The sequence below is a fragment of the Terrihabitans aquatilis genome, assembly GCF_052542005.1.
In genome coordinates, this window is sequence record NZ_JBOCUO010000001.1 from 1133331 (window position 1) to 1150989 (window position 17659).

Below are 17659 nucleotides of genomic sequence, written 5' to 3' on the forward strand. Positions count from 1 at the left end.
CGCCGTCTCAGGCGATCTTCGGCCCCGTCATGGCGAGGATCTGCGTCGATGACACCGACCGATTGCGCCCCTGCAGCTTGGCCTCGTAGAGCGCCCGGTCGGCCATGCTGACGATGGCACTCGCCGTCATCGTCGGGTTGCCGCGCGGCGGCTGAAGGCTCGCACATCCCACGCTCACCGTCACCACGCCCTCGCGCGGATTGCCCTCATGCTTCAGGCCCAGCCCCTGAACGGCGGCCCGCATGCGCTCGGCCACGATGGCCGCACCCTTTCCATCGGTACCGGGAAGAATGATCGCGATCTCCTCGCCCCCGTAACGCGCCGCAAGGTCGCCCGGGCGGAGCACGGTTCGTGCGCAGGCTCCGGCAACGGCCCTTAGCGCATCGTCGCCCTGCTGGTGACCGTAGCGGTCGTTGAACGCCTTGAAATGATCGACGTCCAGCAGGAGCAGCGACAGCACGCTTCCATCCCGCGCGGCTCTCGCCCATTCGGCGGTGAGGCGCTCGTCGAAGGTCCGACGGTTCGAAAGGCCGGTCAGGCCATCCGTCGCCGCCAGGTGCTCGAAATTCGCCTCGGCCTTCTCGCGAAGCCGGATTTGGCCGGCCAGCCGCACGCCCAGAAGGGCCAGCAGCACGATGAACAGCATCACCGTGCCCGTCCGCACGGCAAACGATCTCAGCCACGGCGCAAGGATCTCGTTCTGGCCCACGGCCGCCACCACGACCAGCGGATAGCGCTCGCCTTTCCGATAGCCGCTCAGCCTTTTGATCCCGTCCACCATCGAGGTGTAATCGTAGGAACCAGCCGGAGATTGGACCAGATATTTGCGGAACAGATCGGTCCCCGCCCGGCTCGTACCCACCTCGGATTCGACCAGCGGATAGCGCGAGAGCAGCGTTCCGCTCGTGTCGAGCAGCGCGATGCTACCCTCCTGCCCGACGTCGAATTCGCGGTAGAAATCGGAGAAATAGCTGACATTGATGCTGGCGAGCACGACACCGCCGAACGCACCATCGGGTTTGTTGAAGCGCCGCGTCACCGTCAGAATCCATTGCCCTTCGGCGCGGCTGCGCACCGGGGGCCCGATCAGAATGCCGGGATCGGGATTGGTGCGGTGGTACTCGAAATAATCCCGGTCGCTGCTGTTCGTCATCGCGGAAGGGTTCCGCAGCGACGTGGTGATCCGGTTCCCGCTGGCGTCGAACACAAAGACGCCCCGGATGCGCGGCGACACCGCAACCTGATTACGCATCATCCGCTGAAGAAAGATCACGAATTCCGGCGTCATCTCCTCGTCGCTCATCGTGTCGATCACGCTGGACACCAGCAGGCTCGCCATTTCGAACGTGTCTTCGGCATGCCGCGTCAACGACCGCGCGAGATTGGCCGTCGAGGTCTGTGCCTGATGAATGGTTTCCTGGCGTTGCGACCACGCCCACCAGATCTCGAGGCCGCCGATGATAAGGCAGACCGCGACGACGAACATGATCACGCGCCGGACAAGTGAATTCTTGACGGCCTGTCCCAAATTCCCGGTGGAGGTGTCCAAGCCTGATCTTCCCGACAAAGCGCCAGCGGCACGCGATGCTAACGCGAGACTCATGAACGATCCGTCCTCGTATCCGGACGGATTCGAGCGGTTTGTAGGGCATGGTTTCGTGCTTGAAAGGCGCTGGAGGCGCGACCAAAAGTCTGACCCTTCGTCGGCCGCCGGGCGGGCCCGACCAAAGAGCAGGTGGTGCGGCCGCAAGGATTGGGCTAGACGATGGCCATCCAGATTTGCCGCCCTCCGCTCCCGCGCTTCACGCCTGCGCGCGATCGCCCTGTGCGGGCTTCGAGAACCAGTGCATTCAATGACCGTTCCGGCTGCCAGCCCCCATCCCGGCATGGGCTTCAAGCAATTCGTCTCGCTCATCGCGGCCCTCATGGCCGTGAATGCGCTGGCGATCGATTCCATGCTGCCGGCCTTGCCTGCGATTGGCGACGCGCTCGGCATCGCCACCGAGAACGAGCGGCAATGGGTGGTCACCGCCTATCTGCTGGGCTTCGGTTCGGCGCAGATCGTCTACGGCACCCTCGCCGACCGTTTCGGCCGCAAGCGCATGCTGACGATCGGCCTGTCCATCTATGTGATCGCCTCGATCGTCGCGGCCTTCTCCACCAGCTTCGAAATGATGATGATGGCCCGAATCGCGCAGGGCCTCGGCTCGGCCGCCACGCGCGTGCTCGTCGTGGCCGTAGTGCGCGATTGCTATTCCGGTCGCCAGATGGCGCGCGTCATGTCGCTGTCGTTCATCGTGTTCTTGGCGGTGCCGATCCTCGCGCCCTCACTCGGCCAGATCATCATGCTCGTCGTGCCGTGGCGCGGCATCTTCGGCTTCCTCACTTTGTTCGGCCTCGCCGTGCTGGTGTGGATGACGCTGCGCCTGCCCGAGACGCTGCATCCGGAAAACCGGGTGCCGATTTCCTTCAAGGGCGTCACGCACGCCTTCGCGGCCTCGTTCAGCAACCGCACCGCGCTGGGCTACAATCTTGCCATGACCATGATGCTAGGCGGCCTGTTCAGCTTCATCAATTCGGCACAGCAGATCTTCGCAGACGTGTTCCACGCCTCGAACCTGTTCACCACGATCTTCGCGCTGATCGCGGTCTTCATGGCATTGTCCTCGTTCCTCAATTCGAAGGTCGTCGGCCGCTTCGGCACGCACAAGGTCTCGCACCTTGCGCTGTTCGGCTTCATCGCCTTCTCGGTCGCAAACGCCGTCTTCGCGTTCACCGACATCGAAACCCTGTGGAGCTTCGCCATCCTTCAGGCCGGCACCATGTTCTGCTTCGGCCTCATTGTGTCGAACTTCGGCACCATGGCCATGCAGCCGCTCGGCCATGTGGCGGGCACGGCCTCTTCCGTGCAGGGCTTCATCTCCACCACGGGCGGCGCGCTGATCGGCTTCTATGTCGGCCAGCATTTCGACGGCACCATTCTGCCGCTCACCCTCGGCTTCTCGCTGTGCGGGCTGATGGCACTGGTCATGGTGCTGATCGCGGAAAAGGGCGTGCTGTTTCGCAGCACCGAGCGCCCTCTCCCGCCAGTGTCGCCGGTCTGACGGGCCTTACACCCAGCCCATCAGCTCGCGGCGCGTCACCGTCTCGATCACGTCCATGCCGCGCTCGGTGTCGTTGAGGCAGGGGATGGCGGCAAAGTTCACGCCGCCATTGTCGTGGAAATAGCCGGCGTTCTCCACGCCGATTTCCTCGATCGTCTCCAGGCAATCCGCCGTGAAGCCCGGCGTCACCACCGCAAGGTTCTTCACGCCGCTCTTCGCCAGCGCCGTCACCGTCTCGTCGGTGTAGGGCTGCAGCCATTCTTCGGGCCCGAACCGCGACTGGAAGCTCATTTTCAGCCGGCTCTCATCCAGCCCCATTTCCTCGCGCAGCAGCCGCCACGTCTTGGCGCAATGGCAATGATAGGGGTCGCCCTTCTCCAGATAGGATTTCGGCACGCCGTGGAACGACGACAGGATCACGTCGGGCGTCCAGTTCAGCGTCGCCAGATGGTCCTCGATCGAGCCCTTCACCGCCCGGATATAGACCGGATCGTCGTGCCAGGGCGGCGCCACACGCAGAATGGGCTGCCAGCGCATGGTCTTCAGCTTGTCGAACACCTTGTCGCAGACGGTCGCGGTCGTCGCCGCCGCATATTGCGGATAGAGCGGCACCACCAGAAGCCGCTCGCAGCCCTGCGCGTGCAGGGCGTCGATGCGCGAGGCGATGGACGGGTTGCCGTAGCGCATGGCCCAGTCGAACACCACGTCCTCGCCGAGATCGGCCATGCGCGCGGACAGCTTCTCGCATTGCGCGCGGGTGATGGTCTTCAGCGGCCCCTCATCGCGCTCATTGTTCCAGATCGTCGCGTAGTCATGCCCCTTCGGGCCCGGCCGCTTCGTCAGCACGATCAGGTTCAGCACCGGCCACCAGATCAGCCGCGATGTCTCGATCACGCGGCGATCCGAAAGGAATTCCTTCAGATAGCGCCGCATCGGCCAATAGGAGGTGCCGTCCGGCGTGCCGAGATTGACGATGAGAACGCCGATCTTTCCGGCCTTCACCGGCGCATGATCGGCGGGCAGGCGGATGGCGCGAGACGGGTCTTTGGGCATGGCATCCTGAGGAGGCGGGCGTAGGAATAGGCCTATTTAGGTCGCTTCCTGCCTTTGCGCCATGCGGGGTTATGCGGCACGCCCGCGCGTTCGCATCAGCCCATCGGCGTCCCGGCGGCCAGTTGGCCCGTCATCAGGGCGAGCCCGAAGGCCAGAACGGCGCATCCCGCGGCCATTTCCAGCCCGCGTCCCACACCGATGCCGGCATCCCCCGACGTGCCGGCCGCGAGCCGCAGCGCCAGCCCCTTGGCCGAGACCGAAAGAACCGCGATGGCCGACACGGTCAAAGCCGTGCCCACCGCCATGGCGAACGTGGCGGCCACACCCGCCCACACCATGCCCTGCGCCATCGCGAACACCAGGATCAGCAAGGCGCCCGTGCAGGGCCGCAGGCCAACGGCCAGCACCGCCAGGGCGGCACGCCTCCAGCCGAATTCGCCGCCGCCGAGCTGTTCCGGCCCGGGCATATGCTGATGGCCGCAATCGTCGCCGCAGACGTGGTCATGCGCCACGGCCTCGCCGCGCCACCAGGCAAGAAGGGCGCGGCCGCGCCGCAGGATCAGGTTCGCGCCCACCCCTGCGATCAGCACATAGCTCGCCAGTTCCAGCCACCAGGCGGCAATGCCCATTTCGCGGCTGGTGATGCCGACAATGCCCGCCAATATGCCAACGATCAGCACGGCCGCAAGCGCCTGCGCCATCGCGGCGGCGAACGAGATCAACACCCCGCGCCGCAGCGTCTCCCCGGTGGCGACGAGGTAGGACGAGATCACCGCCTTGCCGTGGCCCGGTCCGGCAGCATGGAACACGCCATAGGCGAAGCTCAACCCGGCCAGCAGGGCAAAGGCCGAACCATCGGTCTTGGCCCGCAGCAGCGCCTGCGACATGGATTGATAAAAGGCGGATTGCTGTTGTGCGATCCAGCCGAAGAATCCTGTGCGCGGCACCTCGCCGCCGGCCCCGTCCGGCCGCCCCAGGCCGAACGCGCCCAAAGCGCCGGCCGAACCGGAGGACGTCTGCGGCTGCGCACGGGCCGCCTGCTCCGCCTCGTTCTGCTGCGCCTGCGCCAGATCCTGCGCCTGATTCACGCGCGCAGCCACGTCTGTGCCCTTGCTCCCGGCCGGGGCCTCAAGAGAACGGTCCTCGGCGGTCAACGTGCCCGAGGTGTCGCCTGCCAACGCGGGTGGCGCGGCCGCCACCTCCGGCCCATCGCCACAGCGCACGGCCAGCCTGTTCACCGCCTCTTCGGTGATTTCCAGGGGCCCGTCCATCAGGTTGAAGTCGTCTTCGGTCAACGGCGTCGCCGCGGACGCCTGCGGCAGCTCCTTCGGTCCATCCGCGCGCAGCCGGCATTCCTGTGGCGCGCCCGCCAGGGTCACGGCCTCTCCTTCGGGAAAGGCGAAGGCCACGAAATAGGTTGGATCGTAGATTTCGGCGGTAAACGCCTCGCGCGTCGCCTCCTGCGGATCGGCCAACGGCAGCGTGAAATGCAGCGTCAGCGCCGTGCCGTCATGCTCCAGCCAGTAATCCCTGGGCGGATTGAAGACCACAGGCTCCGGTCCCGCTTTGCCAAAGGTGAAATAATCAAACTCCCGCAGCGAATCGATGTTGATCTGCGCCAGTTCGCCCAGTTCCTCACGCGAAAGCTTGCCGTCTCCGTCCGCGTCCAGCCCCTGCGTGGCATAGGCCGAGAACATCTCGTCGAACCGCCATGCATAGCGGATCGCGCGCGGCAGCCCCTCCGCATAATCCACCGTCCCCCGCACCGTCACGAACACATGGGGGTGGGCATGCGCCGGTTCGGCGGCAAAGCCGAGGCACAGCAGAACCAGGAGAGACAGGATGCGCGCGGTCATGAACACGTCCAGCAAAGACCGATATGAGCGATGGTGGCAGAACACGGCATCAGCAAGGCAGGTCAGCCTTCCAGTCTATGGCGCGAGACCAGCCGGAAGGGCGAACCCGCCTCCGGCTCGCGATACAGGCTGAGCGAGGCGAAGCGCACCGGCTCGTTCCCGACGCTGCTCCCGTAATCCGCCGCAAGCCCGTCCAGCACGGCGCCCGCTTTCTCCTTCGGGAGAGGCCCGGCCAGCGTCATGTGAAAAACGAACGCCCCGAACACATAGGGATAGCCCCAGCGGTCCAGGTTCTGCCGCTCGCTCTGGCTCGGATTGCCTTTAAGCCGCTTGGCCCGCTCGTCCGGTCGCATCGGCGCTCGAAAATCATCGAACGCCGAGACGCAGGCCGCGCCCAGCGCCTGCACGCGCGCATCGGCCTCCGACAGCAGAAGCGCGACGTAATCGCCATGCGCCCTCGCCGTCAGCGCCGAAACCTCGAAGGCCGCATGCTCACGGCCGAACCGGCTCATCGCGCGCTCGAGATCCGCTTCGCTGCACCCTTCGGCCAGGGAGAACGGCGCCTTCAGCGTGGCGTGGAAGCCGTAGCGCCGTGCGGATGCGGTGAAATCCCGCCAGTCCTCGCCTGTCACACCTTCGGGCGGCGACAGCGGAAAATCCTCTCCCGTCTCGGGATCGCGCCCGAGAACCCGGCAGCCGAACGCCCACAATTTCGTGTCGCGCTCCGGCGCGAAATAGATCGCGTAACGCGCCATCAGAACACCCGCCTCCCCTGCACCGCCACTTCGCGCACCAGGGGCGTGTCCGCCACGATCCGGAAGCGCAGAAGGTCCGCCCGCAATCCCGGCTTCAGGCGGCCGCGATCCTTCAGTCCCAGCATGTCGGCCGCCCGCCACGTCACCAGCCCCAGGGCCCGGTGCAGGGGCATGTCGTGGCCGGACGCGAGCTTCTGCACCGCCTGCAACAGGCTCGCCGGCACATAATCGGAGGACAGCACGTCGATCAGCCCGGACGCCGCCAGCGCCCCCACCGCCACGCCGCCGGAATGCGAGCCGCCACGCGTCACGTTCGGCGCGCCGCCCACATTCATCATTCCGGCCGCCTGCGCAGCGCGCGCCGCCTCCTCCGTGGTCGGAAATTCAGAGATCGTGCATCCCACCGCGATGGCCTCCGCCACATGGTCCGGCGTGGTGTCGTCATGGCTGGCGATGGGGATGCCGCGCTCGTGGAAGAAGGCGGCCGCCCGGCCGAAATTCACCCGCGCCGCCGCGCTGCCCTCGGAGATCTGATTGGCGATGATGGCATCCACCTCATCCGCACCACGCCCCTCGCCCTCCACGAACCGGCGATAGAGGCGCAGATCGCGCCATTGCCGCTGGCCGGGCGTGTGGTCCATCAGCGAAGCCAGCGCCACGATGGACGGCTCGGCCGCCATCTCCAGACGCGCCATCATGCCGGGATCGGTGGTCTCGCAGCGCAGATGCAGGCGATGATCGACGCGCAGCAGCCCATCCGCCGTCGCGCCCGCCACCGCGCCGATCACATTCGCCAATATCTTCGGCCGGTAATCCTTGCCGTCGTCATAGCCGCCCACGCACACCGCGTCGTACACGCTGGTGATGCCCGACGCGGCGATCTGCGAATCGTGCGCCAGCAGCGCCGCCAGCGGATTCGGCCAGATCACGCCGGGGCGTGGCACGAAATGGCGTTCCAGATTGTCGGTGTGGCATTCGATCAGCCCGGGCGCGACGATATCGCCCTCGGCGTCGATCGCGCCCGGCAGGCCGCTCAGGCCGGGCTGAACGTCTTCGATTCCCTCCTCCGAATAGACGATGGTGCCGGGCACCACGCCGTCTTCGGTCACGAGGCGGGCATTGGTCAGGATGGTCATACGGAAGCGGCTTTCTCCGAGGCGCTTCGCATAGCAGCGCCCGATGCCAGAATTGCGACGATGCGGCGGCGTCTCACGCGCCCAGCGCGCCGCCATCGGCGCGCGGATCGTGCATGCCCTCGATCCGCCCGTCCGGATAACGCACGATCATGCCGCCATGGCCGGTGTCCTGGCTGAAGCGGGCGCCCAGCATTTCGACATCGTGTCCACGCCGCGCAAGCTCGTCCACCACCGCGCCGTCGAAGCCGTCCTCCAGCTTCAGCGTCGTCGATGCCTGGCCCCAGCCGCGCCCCAGCCGCCAGCGCGGTGCGCTCACCGCCTCCTCCACGCTTGCACCGAAGGCCGCGTGTCGCACGAAGATCTCGGCCTGCGTCTGCGGCTGGCCGTCGCCGCCCTGCGAGCCATAAGTGATGACGCGGCCATCCTTCATCGCCGCAATCGGCGGGTTCAATGTGTGGAAGGGCAGCCGGCCCGGCTCCAGCGGGTTCAATGCGCGCGGGTCGAGGCTGAAGCCGGCGCCCCGGTTCAGCCACAGCACGCCCGTCGCGGGCAGCACGCAGCCCGAGCCCCATTCCCAATACAGGCTCTGGATGTAGCTCACCGTGCGGCCCTGCGCGTCGATCGCGCCCAGCCACACCGTATCGCCCGGCGCCACAGGCGCGGGCCAGGGCAGCGCCCGGTCGCGTTTCACGGCGGCGGCTTCGGCCAGCAGCGATTCCGGCGTCAGGAAGCTCTTCGGGTCCTCGTCCATATGGCGCGGATCGGTGATCACCCGGTCGCGCACCAGGAAAGCCCGCTTCGTCGCCTCCACCAGGCCGTGCACGAAATCCGCGCTTTCGGCGCGGCCCAGATCGAGCCGCTCCGCAATGCCCAGAATCATCAGCGCCGCCAGCCCCTGCGTCGGCGGCGGCGCGTTCCACACGGTGCCGAATTTCAGATCGGCCTGCAGCGGCTTGCCGAAACGCGCCTCGTGCCGGGCCAGATCCTCGCGCGTGACGGGGCTGCCGATGCGCGCCAGATCGGTCGCCATCTCGCGGCCGATATCGCCGCGGTAGAAATCATCGAAGCCCGCACGCACCAGATGGTCGAGCGTGTCCGCCAGCGCCGATTGCACCAGCAGCTCGCCCTCTTCATGGGTCTTGCCGCCGGTCATGAAGACATCCGCGAAGCCCGGCGCGGCATGGAGCTCGTCGGCCCGTTGCGGCACCATCTGCCCCTGCCCGCGCGACACGGCAAAGCCCGAGCGGGCGTGGCCGATGGCGTCGCTCAGCAACACGTCCACCGGCAGCCGGCCACCCGTGCGGCGCGCGGCCTCCAGCGCCCGAGCCCAACCGGCCACAGCGCCGGGCACCGTCGCGGCCGAGAGCGGCCCGCGCTCCGGCATCGCGCCGTAGCCCTTGTCCTGATAGGCCGCGATGGTCGCGCCCGATCCCGCAGGTCCGCACGCCTCGATATAGACCATCGTCCCATCGGGCTCGCGCACCACCCAGAAGCCGTCCCCGCCGATGCCGTTCATATGCGGATAGGTCACGGCGATGGTCGCCGCCATCGCCAGCATCGCCTCCCAGGCGTTGCCGCCCTCGGCGAGGATGGATCGGCCCGTCTCGACGGCAAGGCTGTGGGGAGCGGCGACGACGCCGCGATCGGAAAAGGCGGGATTTTGCATGGCCGTGATTAAGACCACGCGCCCGCCACCGTGCAAGCACTGGCTTCATCTTTCGGCGGTCTGTGCTAGAACCCGCGCGGAAGGAAAGCATCCATGGCCCGCATGAACTGGACCCACACCATCACCGTCGTGTCGGCGACGATCCTCGTCGCGGTGGAATTATTGGTGGCCGGCATTGCCGGCGGCTGGGCGCTCGCGGGCATGTTCGGTCTCGGTGAGATAGGCGCTTGGGTCCTCGAAGCCCTGGGCGGCGCCCTTGCGCTCTACCTCACCTTCTCGTTCTTCCGCGTCGCCAGGATCCGCGAGCCCTTCGTCACGAAGGCCTGACCGCGGCCGAATTTTCGAACTCTTCCGTCATACGATTTCGGTTCGGCAGAACACCGCATTCGCAAAATCCCGAATGTTGCCGAAAAACCACTTGTGTATGACGGGCGAAGCACTTATCTCCGCGCTTGCCCAATTTCGCACGTGCCTGTGGCGGCGTGCCGGTCGGACGGAAACCCCGTCTGGGCGACCGGTGTCCGGAAAGCAAAACCGGATCTAAGTCAGCGCTCTGCTGGCGGACGCAGCTTAAAGCAACGACGTAGAGGGCTTTTTTGGTCTCTGCCGGCTCTCCAAAGGCCGGTGACACTGAAGAGGCAACTACTTCTTTGCCGAGGCGTGCGGACGGGATTTCCCATCCAATCGTTGGCCTGATGGATCCATGCGGCACCCGCTTGGGTTTCTTTCATGCCACGGCGCGAACACGAGCCGCCGGTTCCACGGAGCCGGCAGCGATGCAGCCTGACGACCGAGGCGTCTCCACCGCCCCTCGGATCGGACCGCTTCATCGCAGAGCCAAACAGCGTGAACGGGTGGATCCCAATATGACCGATCGCATCAAGAACTTCCTCGCTTCCCGACGTCACGAAGGTCCCGTCCTCGTGGTCGATCTCGACGTCGTGCGCGAAAACTACACCGCCTTCGCCCGCTCCCTGCCGGACACCCGCGTGTTCTATGCGGTGAAGGCCAACCCGCAGCCGGAAGTGCTGCGCCTGCTCGCCGATCTCGGCTCGTGCTTCGACTGCGCGTCGGTTGCCGAGATCCGTCAGGTGCTGTCCGCCGGCGCCACCGCCGACCGCATCTCCTTCGGCAACACCATCAAGAAAGAGCGTGACGTCGCGGAAGCCTTCCGCCTGGGCGTCGAGCTGTTCGCCGTCGATTGCCGCGAAGAGGTCGAGAAGATCTCCCGCGCCGCTCCGGGCGCCCGTGTGTTCTGCCGTATCCTGTGCGATGGCGCGGGCGCGGAATGGCCGCTGTCGCGCAAGTTCGGCTGCGTGCCGGAAATGGCGGTCGACGTGCTGGAGCACGCCCATCGCCTCGGCCTCACCGCGCATGGCGTGTCCTTCCACGTCGGCTCGCAGCAGCGCGATCCGGCCATGTGGGACGGCGCCCTCTCCTCTGCGGCCACGATCTTCCGTGAGTGCGCCGAGCGCGGCATCCACCTGTCGATGGTCAATCTCGGCGGCGGCTTCCCCACCCGTTATCTCAAGGAGATCCCGGGCGTGCAGAGCTACGGCTCGGCCATCTTCGAGGCGCTGCGCAAGCACTTCGGCAACCGTCTGCCCGAGACCATCATCGAGCCGGGCCGCGGCATGGTCGGCAATGCCGGCATGATCCAGGCCGAAGTGGTGCTGATCTCGAAGAAGTCGGACGCCGAGGACGAGACCCGCTGGGTCTATCTCGACATCGGCAAGTTCGGCGGCCTGGCCGAGACCATGGACGAGGCGATCCGCTATCCCATCCGCACCCGCCATGAGGGCGCGGACATGGTGCCCTGCGTGCTCGCCGGCCCGACCTGCGATTCGGCGGACGTGCTGTACGAAAAGGAGCCCTACCTCCTGCCCGTCAGCCTGGAGATCGGCGACCTCGTCATGATCGAGGCCACCGGCGCCTACACGACGACCTATTCGGCGGCCGGCTTCAACGGCTTCCCGCCGCTCGAGACCATCGTCATCTGATCGGCCCCGCCGGAACCCTCCGGCGGACGCCATCGTTCTCTTTGAAACCCCCAGTTCCGGACGGCCCGCACAGCGGGTGCGAGGGCTGCGCTAACCCCATGATGTGGGAGGAGCCCGGCCATGACCATCATTCGCCACGAGACCATTTTCGACATCCCCGCCCGCGAAGCCCTGCTCCACGCGGCGTTCGGCGAAGGCCGCTTCCGCAAGACGTCGGAACGCCTGCGCGAGGGCCGTCTTCCGGCCGAGGGCCTTGCCCTCGTCGCGGAAGAGGATGGCGAGATGGTCGGCACGGTCCGCCTGTGGAACGTCAGTGCCGGTCCGCGCCGCGCAGCCCTTCTGCTCGGCCCGCTTGCCATCTCGGCAAGCCGGCAATCCTGCGGACTCGGCGGCCGGCTGATGCGTGAGGCGCTTGGTCGCGCTGAAGCGCTGGGCCATGGTTCGGTGCTGCTCGTGGGCGATGCGCCCTATTACGAGCGGTTCGGCTTCAGCGCCGCCCTCACCGACCGTCTTTGGATGCCCGGCCCCTATGAGCGCCACCGCTTTCTGGCGTGCGAGCTGCGCGCCGGAAGCCTCGACGGCGCGGCCGGCCTCGTGAACCCGACGGGTATTGCGGCTCCCGTCGTCGCTCCGGCCCTGTGGCCCGCCGACATCCGCGAAGCCGCTTAACCTTCCTCGAAAGGGTTGACCTCATGTCCGCCCGGCGTCATGCCGGGCGGGTATAATCGCGTGCGTTCTCAGATATGGAGTGGAAAGAATGGTGGATTGGCCGGTTTACGGACACATTTCTGGACCTGTTGTGATGATCGGCTTCGGGTCGATCGGGCGCGGTACCCTGCCGTTGATCGAGCGTCATTTCACCTTCGACAAGGATCGCCTGTCGGTCATCGACCCGAGCGACCTCAACAAGCACATCCTCGACGAGCGCGGCATTCCGCTCATCCAGGAATACGTCACGCGTGAAAACTACCGCGAGCTTCTGACGCCTCTCCTCACCAAGGGCGAGGGCCAGGGCTTCTGCGTCAACCTCTCGGTCGATACCGGCTCGGTCGACATCATGGAGCTGTGCCGCGAGCTCGGCGTGCTCTACATCGACACCGTCAACGAGCCTTGGCTCGGCTTCTATTTCGACGACACCAAGGGCCCCGGCGAGCGCTCGAACTATGCGCTCCGCAACATCACGCTCGACGCCAAACGGCGCAATCCGGGCGGCACCACCGCGGTGTCCTGCTGCGGCGCGAATCCGGGCATGGTCTCCTTCTTCGTCAAGGAAGCCGCGCTCAACATCGCCCGCGACATGAACCTCAACGCGCCGGACCCGACCACGCGCGAGGAATGGGCCGCCTTGATGCGCCAGATCGGCGTCAAGGGCATTCACATCGCCGAGCGCGACACCCAGCGCACGAAGGATCCCAAGCCCTTCAACGTCTTCCTCAACACCTGGTCGGTCGAGGGCTTCATCTCGGAAGGTCTTCAGCCCTCCGAACTCGGCTGGGGCACGCATGAGAAATGGAAGCCCGACACCGCCCGCAGCCATGACGACCCCTCGGCCCCCGGCATCTATCTTATGCAGGCCGGCGCCGACACGCGCGTGCGCACATGGTGCCCGACGCTCGGCGAGCAACTCGGCTTCCTCGTCACCCACAATGAAGCGATCTCCATCGCCGATTATTTCACGGTGAAGGAGGACGGCGAGGTCACCTACCGGCCCACCTGCCATTACGCCTATCACCCGTGCGACGACGCCATCCTGTCGTGGCATGAGGTCTGGGGCCGCGCCGGCAAGCAGCAGGACAAGCTGCACGTCCTTGACGAGGACGAGCTTGTCGACGGCATCGACGAACTCGGCGTCCTGCTCTACGGCCATTCGAAGAACGCCTATTGGTTCGGCTCGCAGCTCTCGCTCGAGGAAACACGCACGCTCGCGCCCTATCAGAGCGCGACCGGCCTTCAGGTCACCTCGTCGGTTCTGGCCGGCATGGTCTGGGCGCTGGAAAACCCGAACGAGGGCATCGTCGAGGCCGACGAGATGGATTTCCGCCGCTGCCTCGAAATCCAGCGCCCCTATCTCGGGCCAATGAAGGGCTATTACACCGACTGGACCCCGCTGGAGGGCCGCCCCGGCCTGTTCCCGGAGGACATCGACGAGAGCGATCCCTGGCAGTTCCGAAACGTGCTTGTTCACTGAAACCTTAAAAAACACATGATTTCGGTGGCACTTCCTTAGAACCGGAATCAGTAAGATTGGCGCTTCCGGCAACCTTGACCGGCCGGGAGCGCCGAAGACGCGATGCAGGCGACACAACCCCAGATAGTACAGGACGCACCATTGAGCGAGGTGGACCTTTCCGGACGGCGCATCCTCGTCGTGGAAGACGAAATGCTTGTCTCCATGCTCGTCACGGACATTCTGGAAGATTTCGGCTGCACCGTGATCGGCCCCGCGACGCGGCTCGCCGCAGCGGTGGAAGCCGCCGAGCAGGGCAATTTCGATGCAGCGTTGCTCGACGTCAATCTGGCCGGCGCGCGCGTCTTCCCCGTCGCCGACCTTCTGGCGAAACGCGGCATCCCGTTCATCTTCGTCTCGGGCTATGGCGATATGGACATCGACGCACCGCACGAGGGGCGTCCCGTGGTGCAGAAGCCGTTCAGCCCCGACGCGCTGGGCGAAGCGCTGGCCCGGGCGCTCGCCTGATCAGGTTAATTTCGGCAGGGGCAACACACCGGCCGCGCCATCGCGCGTGCCGAATGCCAGCCGCGTCCCCATCCGGTCCCACCCCAGCGCCGTAACCGGCCCGCCGTCCAGCGCGGGGCGCACCAGCAATTCCTGGGCGTCGTCGTCCATCTTCGCCAGCAAAATGCAACCGTCGAGATAACCCACCGCCAGCACCGGCGCGCGAGGGTGGAACGCCACCTGCTCCACGCGTGACTGCCGCACTGCCAGTTCCAGAGGCGGCTTGCCCATCGGCCCGTCCTTGGTGACGAACGGCCAGACGATCGCCGCATCCGCGCCGCTCGTCGCCAGCCATTTGCCATCCGGCGACCACGACACCGAGCGCGTCTTCGCCGGATAGCCGGACATGCGCATATGCGCGCCGTCGGCCAGCCGCCAGCCGTGCAGCGCGTTCTCCTGCATGGTCGACACCACGAAACGCCCGTCGGCCGACGCCGTGATGCCGATGTGCGAGCCTTTCCAGGTCAGGTCCTTCAATGGCGCGTTGGACCGCGGGAACCACAGGCTCGCCCCGTCATAACGCGCGATGATGAGCTGGAAACCCTTGGCGGCAAAGGTCAGGCCGCGCGCGGTGGATGTGAGCTCCAGGCCGAACACCGCGCCCTTGCCGTCGCGCACCCGCACCTTGCGCCCGGCCGACCATGCGACCGCGTTGTCGGGGCCCAGGGCCAGCGCGTCGATCCATTGCCCGCCGGTATCGGCGATCTCTTCCATCGTGCCGTCGGCATCGGTGCGCACCAGCCGGCCATCATCCCCGCCGGTATAGATCGCCCGCCCGTCGAAGGCGGCCACCAGCACCGCGCCGTCGGGGTGCGCCGGCACCCGGTTTTCAACCCCGTCGCGGGCAAGGACGATCGTGCCGTCGCCGAGCGCGAAGGCGGCCGTGTCGCCGAGGAACCCCACGGCACTGACATGCGCCTCGGCGGCGACGGGAACGATGAAGCTGGAAAGGCTATCGGCAGCAGACATAGGGGCCATTTAGCCCCTCGTCGCACGCGATGGAAGAGGGAGAACCCCTCAGGCCGCGCAGGCCTCGAAGCCCTCGCGCAGCCGCTCGGTGTCGAGATCGCGGCCGATGAACACCAGCTTGGACTGCCGCGTCTCGTCGGGCTTCCATTCGCGCTGCAGGTCACCGTCCAGAATCATGTGCACGCCCTGGAAGACGAAGCGGCGCGGCTCGTTCTTGAAGGCAAGGATGCCCTTCCAGCGCAGGAAATTCTGCCCCTCGCGCTGCGCCAGATCCTGCACCCAGGGCAGGAATTTGTCGGGATCGACATCGCCCGGAATGCTGAACGCCACCGATTGCATGTGCTCGTCGTGGTAATGCTTCAGCCCGCCATGCGAATGCCCGTGGTCATGAGCATGGTCGTGTCCGTGGTCATGGTGGTCATGGTCATGCCCGCAGCCGCAATCGGGGCCGTGCTCGTGATGGTCGTGGTGGTGATGATGCCCCTCGTCCTCGAGGAAGGCCGGCTCGATCTCCAGCACGCGCTGCAGGTCGAACGCGCCTCGGTCCAGCACCTCGTTCAGGGGCACGTTGGATTTCACGGTGCGGATCACGCGCGCATAGGGGTTCAGCCCCCGGATGCGGGCTTCCACCTCCTGAAGCCCCGCTTCGTCCACGAGGTCGGTCTTGTTCAGCAGGATCACGTCGGCAAAGGCGATCTGGTTCTTGGCCTCGGGCGCGTCCTTCAACCGGTCCAGCAGCCATTTCGCGTCGGCCACCGTCACCACCGCGTCGAGGCGCGCCTGTTCCTGCACCTCCTGGTCGATGAAGAAGGTCTGCGCCACGGGTGCCGGATCGGCCAGCCCCGTGGTTTCCACGATGATCGCGTCGAACTTGCCGCGCCGCTTCATCAGCCCTTCGATGATGCGGATCAGATCGCCCCGCACCGTGCAGCAGATGCAGCCATTGTTCATCTCGAACACTTCTTCGTCCGCGCCCACAACGAGTTCGTTGTCGATGCCGATCTCGCCGAATTCGTTGACGATGACGGCGTAGCGCTTGCCGTGCTGCTCGGTCAGGATGCGATTCAGCAGCGTGGTCTTGCCCGCGCCCAGATAGCCGGTGAGGACGGTGACGGGGATCTTGTCGGACATCGAAAACTCCGGATGGCGGGGCCGATCGAGGGCTCGCCGGATGTAAATCTGGACGGCGCGGCGGGGCATCGCCAGCGCTGCTTATATTGGCGCGATCCGGAGCGATGAAAGCCCCGTCGGCCATCGGCCAGCCTCTGCCTCCGACCACATCTCGAACGTTATATTATTTGGCCGCTCCGGGGGCAAGCTGCCTAACTCTTTGACTTGCTTAGCCCTCCGGCTTCGGCACAATGCAACCAGAGCGACATAACAAACACAACGTCGCCATTCCGGAGGAAACTGCCCATGCGCCTGCTCGCGCCCGCTCTTGCCTGTCTCACCGCCCTGGCCGCGTACGTCGCACCGGCGGCGGCGCAGGAATTTCCCACCCGTCCCATCACCCTCATCATCCCCTTTGCCGCCGGCGGCTCGACCGACCTCGTCGGCCGTCTCGTCGCCCAGCGCATGGGCGAGGAACTCGGCCAGAGCGTCGTCGTCGACAATCGCGGCGGCGCGGGCGGCAATCTCGGCTCGGCGGCCGTCGCCAAGTCCGATCCGGACGGATACACCATCCTCATGGGCACGGTCGCCACCCATGCCCTCAACCCCTTGATCTACACCAAGATCCCGTACGATCCGGAGAAGGATTTCGCGCCCGTCTCGCTGCTCGTCACAGTGCCGAACGTGATGGCGGTCAGCCCCTCGGTGCCGGCCAACACCGTTCAGGAATTGATCGAGCTTCTGAAGAAGGACCCCGGCAAATACAGCTACGCCTCCTCGGGCAACGGCACGCCGCTGCATCTGTCGGGCGAGCTCTTCAAGGCAATGGCCGGGGTGGATGTCGTCCACGTGCCCTACAAGGGCTCGGGCCCGGCGCTGATCGACGTGCTGGCGGGGCAGATCCCGATCATCTTCGACAATCTCCCCTCCTCCACCGAGCACATCAAGACGGGCAAGCTCAAGGGCCTCGCGGTCACCACCAAGGATCGCGCACCGGTCTTCCCGGACATGCCGGCCATGGCCGAGGCCCTGCCCGGCTACGAGACCTATACGTGGAACGCCCTGTTCGCCCCGGCCGGCACGCCGCCGGAGGTCGTGGCCAGGCTCAATGCCGCCGCCAACAAGGCCATCAGCGACGAGAGAACAAAGGCCCGGCTCGCCGAATTCAGTGCCACGGTCGTGACCTCGACCCCGGAAGAACTGGCCAAGCACGTCAAGACCGAGCTCGCCAAATGGGCGCCCATCGTCAAGCAATCGGGCGCCAAGATCGAGTGAC

15 protein-coding genes are annotated in these 17659 nt (G+C 66.1%); 7 read left to right on the top strand and 8 right to left on the bottom strand.

Features of this window, described 5'->3' with window-relative positions:
* Positions 1–7 precede the first annotated feature (7 nt).
* Positions 8–1549: a sensor domain-containing diguanylate cyclase gene (locus ACQ6S1_RS05845; protein ID WP_445040190.1), complete on the bottom strand. Its 1542-nt coding sequence runs from the start codon at positions 1547–1549 to the stop codon at positions 8–10.
* Positions 1550–1853: 304 nt separating this feature from the next.
* Here ACQ6S1_RS05845 and ACQ6S1_RS05850 point away from each other — a divergent pair, with 304 nt between their 5' ends.
* Positions 1854–3104, top strand: coding sequence for a multidrug effflux MFS transporter (locus ACQ6S1_RS05850; protein WP_445040191.1), 1251 nt, complete (start codon positions 1854–1856; stop codon positions 3102–3104).
* Positions 3105–3110: 6 nt separating this feature from the next.
* Here ACQ6S1_RS05850 and hemH read toward each other — a convergent pair whose 3' ends face one another.
* From hemH to ACQ6S1_RS05875, 5 genes are all read right to left on the bottom strand, one after another.
* Positions 3111–4157 (bottom strand): ferrochelatase, encoded by a 1047-nt coding sequence (hemH, locus tag ACQ6S1_RS05855; RefSeq protein WP_445040192.1) that lies wholly within the window; start codon positions 4155–4157, stop codon positions 3111–3113.
* A 95-nt stretch (positions 4158–4252) separates the two neighbouring features.
* Positions 4253–6013: a HoxN/HupN/NixA family nickel/cobalt transporter gene (locus ACQ6S1_RS05860; protein ID WP_445040193.1), complete on the bottom strand. Its 1761-nt coding sequence runs from the start codon at positions 6011–6013 to the stop codon at positions 4253–4255.
* 62 nt (positions 6014–6075) lie between these two features.
* On the bottom strand, positions 6076–6768 hold the full coding sequence (locus ACQ6S1_RS05865) for a DUF1045 domain-containing protein (protein WP_445040194.1): 693 nt from the start codon (positions 6766–6768) through the stop codon (positions 6076–6078).
* Positions 6768–8000, bottom strand: coding sequence for an alpha-D-ribose 1-methylphosphonate 5-triphosphate diphosphatase (locus tag ACQ6S1_RS05870; protein ID WP_445040195.1), 1233 nt, complete (start codon positions 7998–8000; stop codon positions 6768–6770). The genes ACQ6S1_RS05865 and ACQ6S1_RS05870 overlap by 1 nt, the downstream gene beginning before the upstream one ends.
* Complete coding sequence (locus ACQ6S1_RS05875) at positions 7978–9570, bottom strand: gamma-glutamyltransferase family protein (RefSeq protein WP_445040196.1); 1593 nt, start codon at positions 9568–9570, stop codon at positions 7978–7980. The genes ACQ6S1_RS05870 and ACQ6S1_RS05875 overlap by 23 nt, the downstream gene beginning before the upstream one ends.
* Positions 9571–9663: 93 nt before the next feature.
* Between ACQ6S1_RS05875 and ACQ6S1_RS05880 the strand changes: the two genes are divergently transcribed.
* The 5 genes from ACQ6S1_RS05880 (at position 9664) to ACQ6S1_RS05900 (ending at position 14265) form a co-directional block, all read left to right on the top strand.
* Positions 9664–9897, top strand: a complete 234-nt coding sequence (locus tag ACQ6S1_RS05880) for a hypothetical protein (protein WP_445040197.1) — start codon at positions 9664–9666, stop codon at positions 9895–9897.
* 539 nt (positions 9898–10436) lie between these two features.
* Entirely contained in the window at positions 10437–11570 is a 1134-nt protein-coding gene (locus tag ACQ6S1_RS05885) for a type III PLP-dependent enzyme (protein ID WP_445040198.1), read from the top strand.
* 120 nt (positions 11571–11690) lie between these two features.
* On the top strand, positions 11691–12239 hold the full coding sequence (locus ACQ6S1_RS05890; protein ID WP_445040199.1) for a GNAT family N-acetyltransferase: 549 nt from the start codon (positions 11691–11693) through the stop codon (positions 12237–12239).
* An 88-nt stretch (positions 12240–12327) separates the two neighbouring features.
* The gene (locus ACQ6S1_RS05895; protein ID WP_445040200.1) at positions 12328–13758 is read left to right on the top strand and encodes a homospermidine synthase; all 1431 of its coding nucleotides are present in this window, start codon (positions 12328–12330) and stop codon (positions 13756–13758) included.
* Positions 13759–13908: 150 nt separating this feature from the next.
* Positions 13909–14265, top strand: coding sequence for a response regulator (locus ACQ6S1_RS05900; protein WP_445040278.1), 357 nt, complete (start codon positions 13909–13911; stop codon positions 14263–14265).
* Here ACQ6S1_RS05900 and ACQ6S1_RS05905 read toward each other — a convergent pair whose 3' ends face one another.
* Both ACQ6S1_RS05905 and ACQ6S1_RS05910 read right to left on the bottom strand, forming a co-directional pair.
* Positions 14266–15273, bottom strand: a complete 1008-nt coding sequence (locus tag ACQ6S1_RS05905) for a WD40 repeat domain-containing protein (protein ID WP_445040201.1) — start codon at positions 15271–15273, stop codon at positions 14266–14268.
* A 48-nt stretch (positions 15274–15321) separates the two neighbouring features.
* On the bottom strand, positions 15322–16404 hold the full coding sequence (locus ACQ6S1_RS05910) for a CobW family GTP-binding protein (protein WP_445040202.1): 1083 nt from the start codon (positions 16402–16404) through the stop codon (positions 15322–15324).
* Between the two features lie 285 nt (positions 16405–16689).
* Between ACQ6S1_RS05910 and ACQ6S1_RS05915 the strand changes: the two genes are divergently transcribed.
* Positions 16690–17658, top strand: a complete 969-nt coding sequence (locus ACQ6S1_RS05915) for a Bug family tripartite tricarboxylate transporter substrate binding protein (protein WP_445040203.1) — start codon at positions 16690–16692, stop codon at positions 17656–17658.
* The last annotated feature ends 1 nt before the right edge of the window (position 17659 follow it).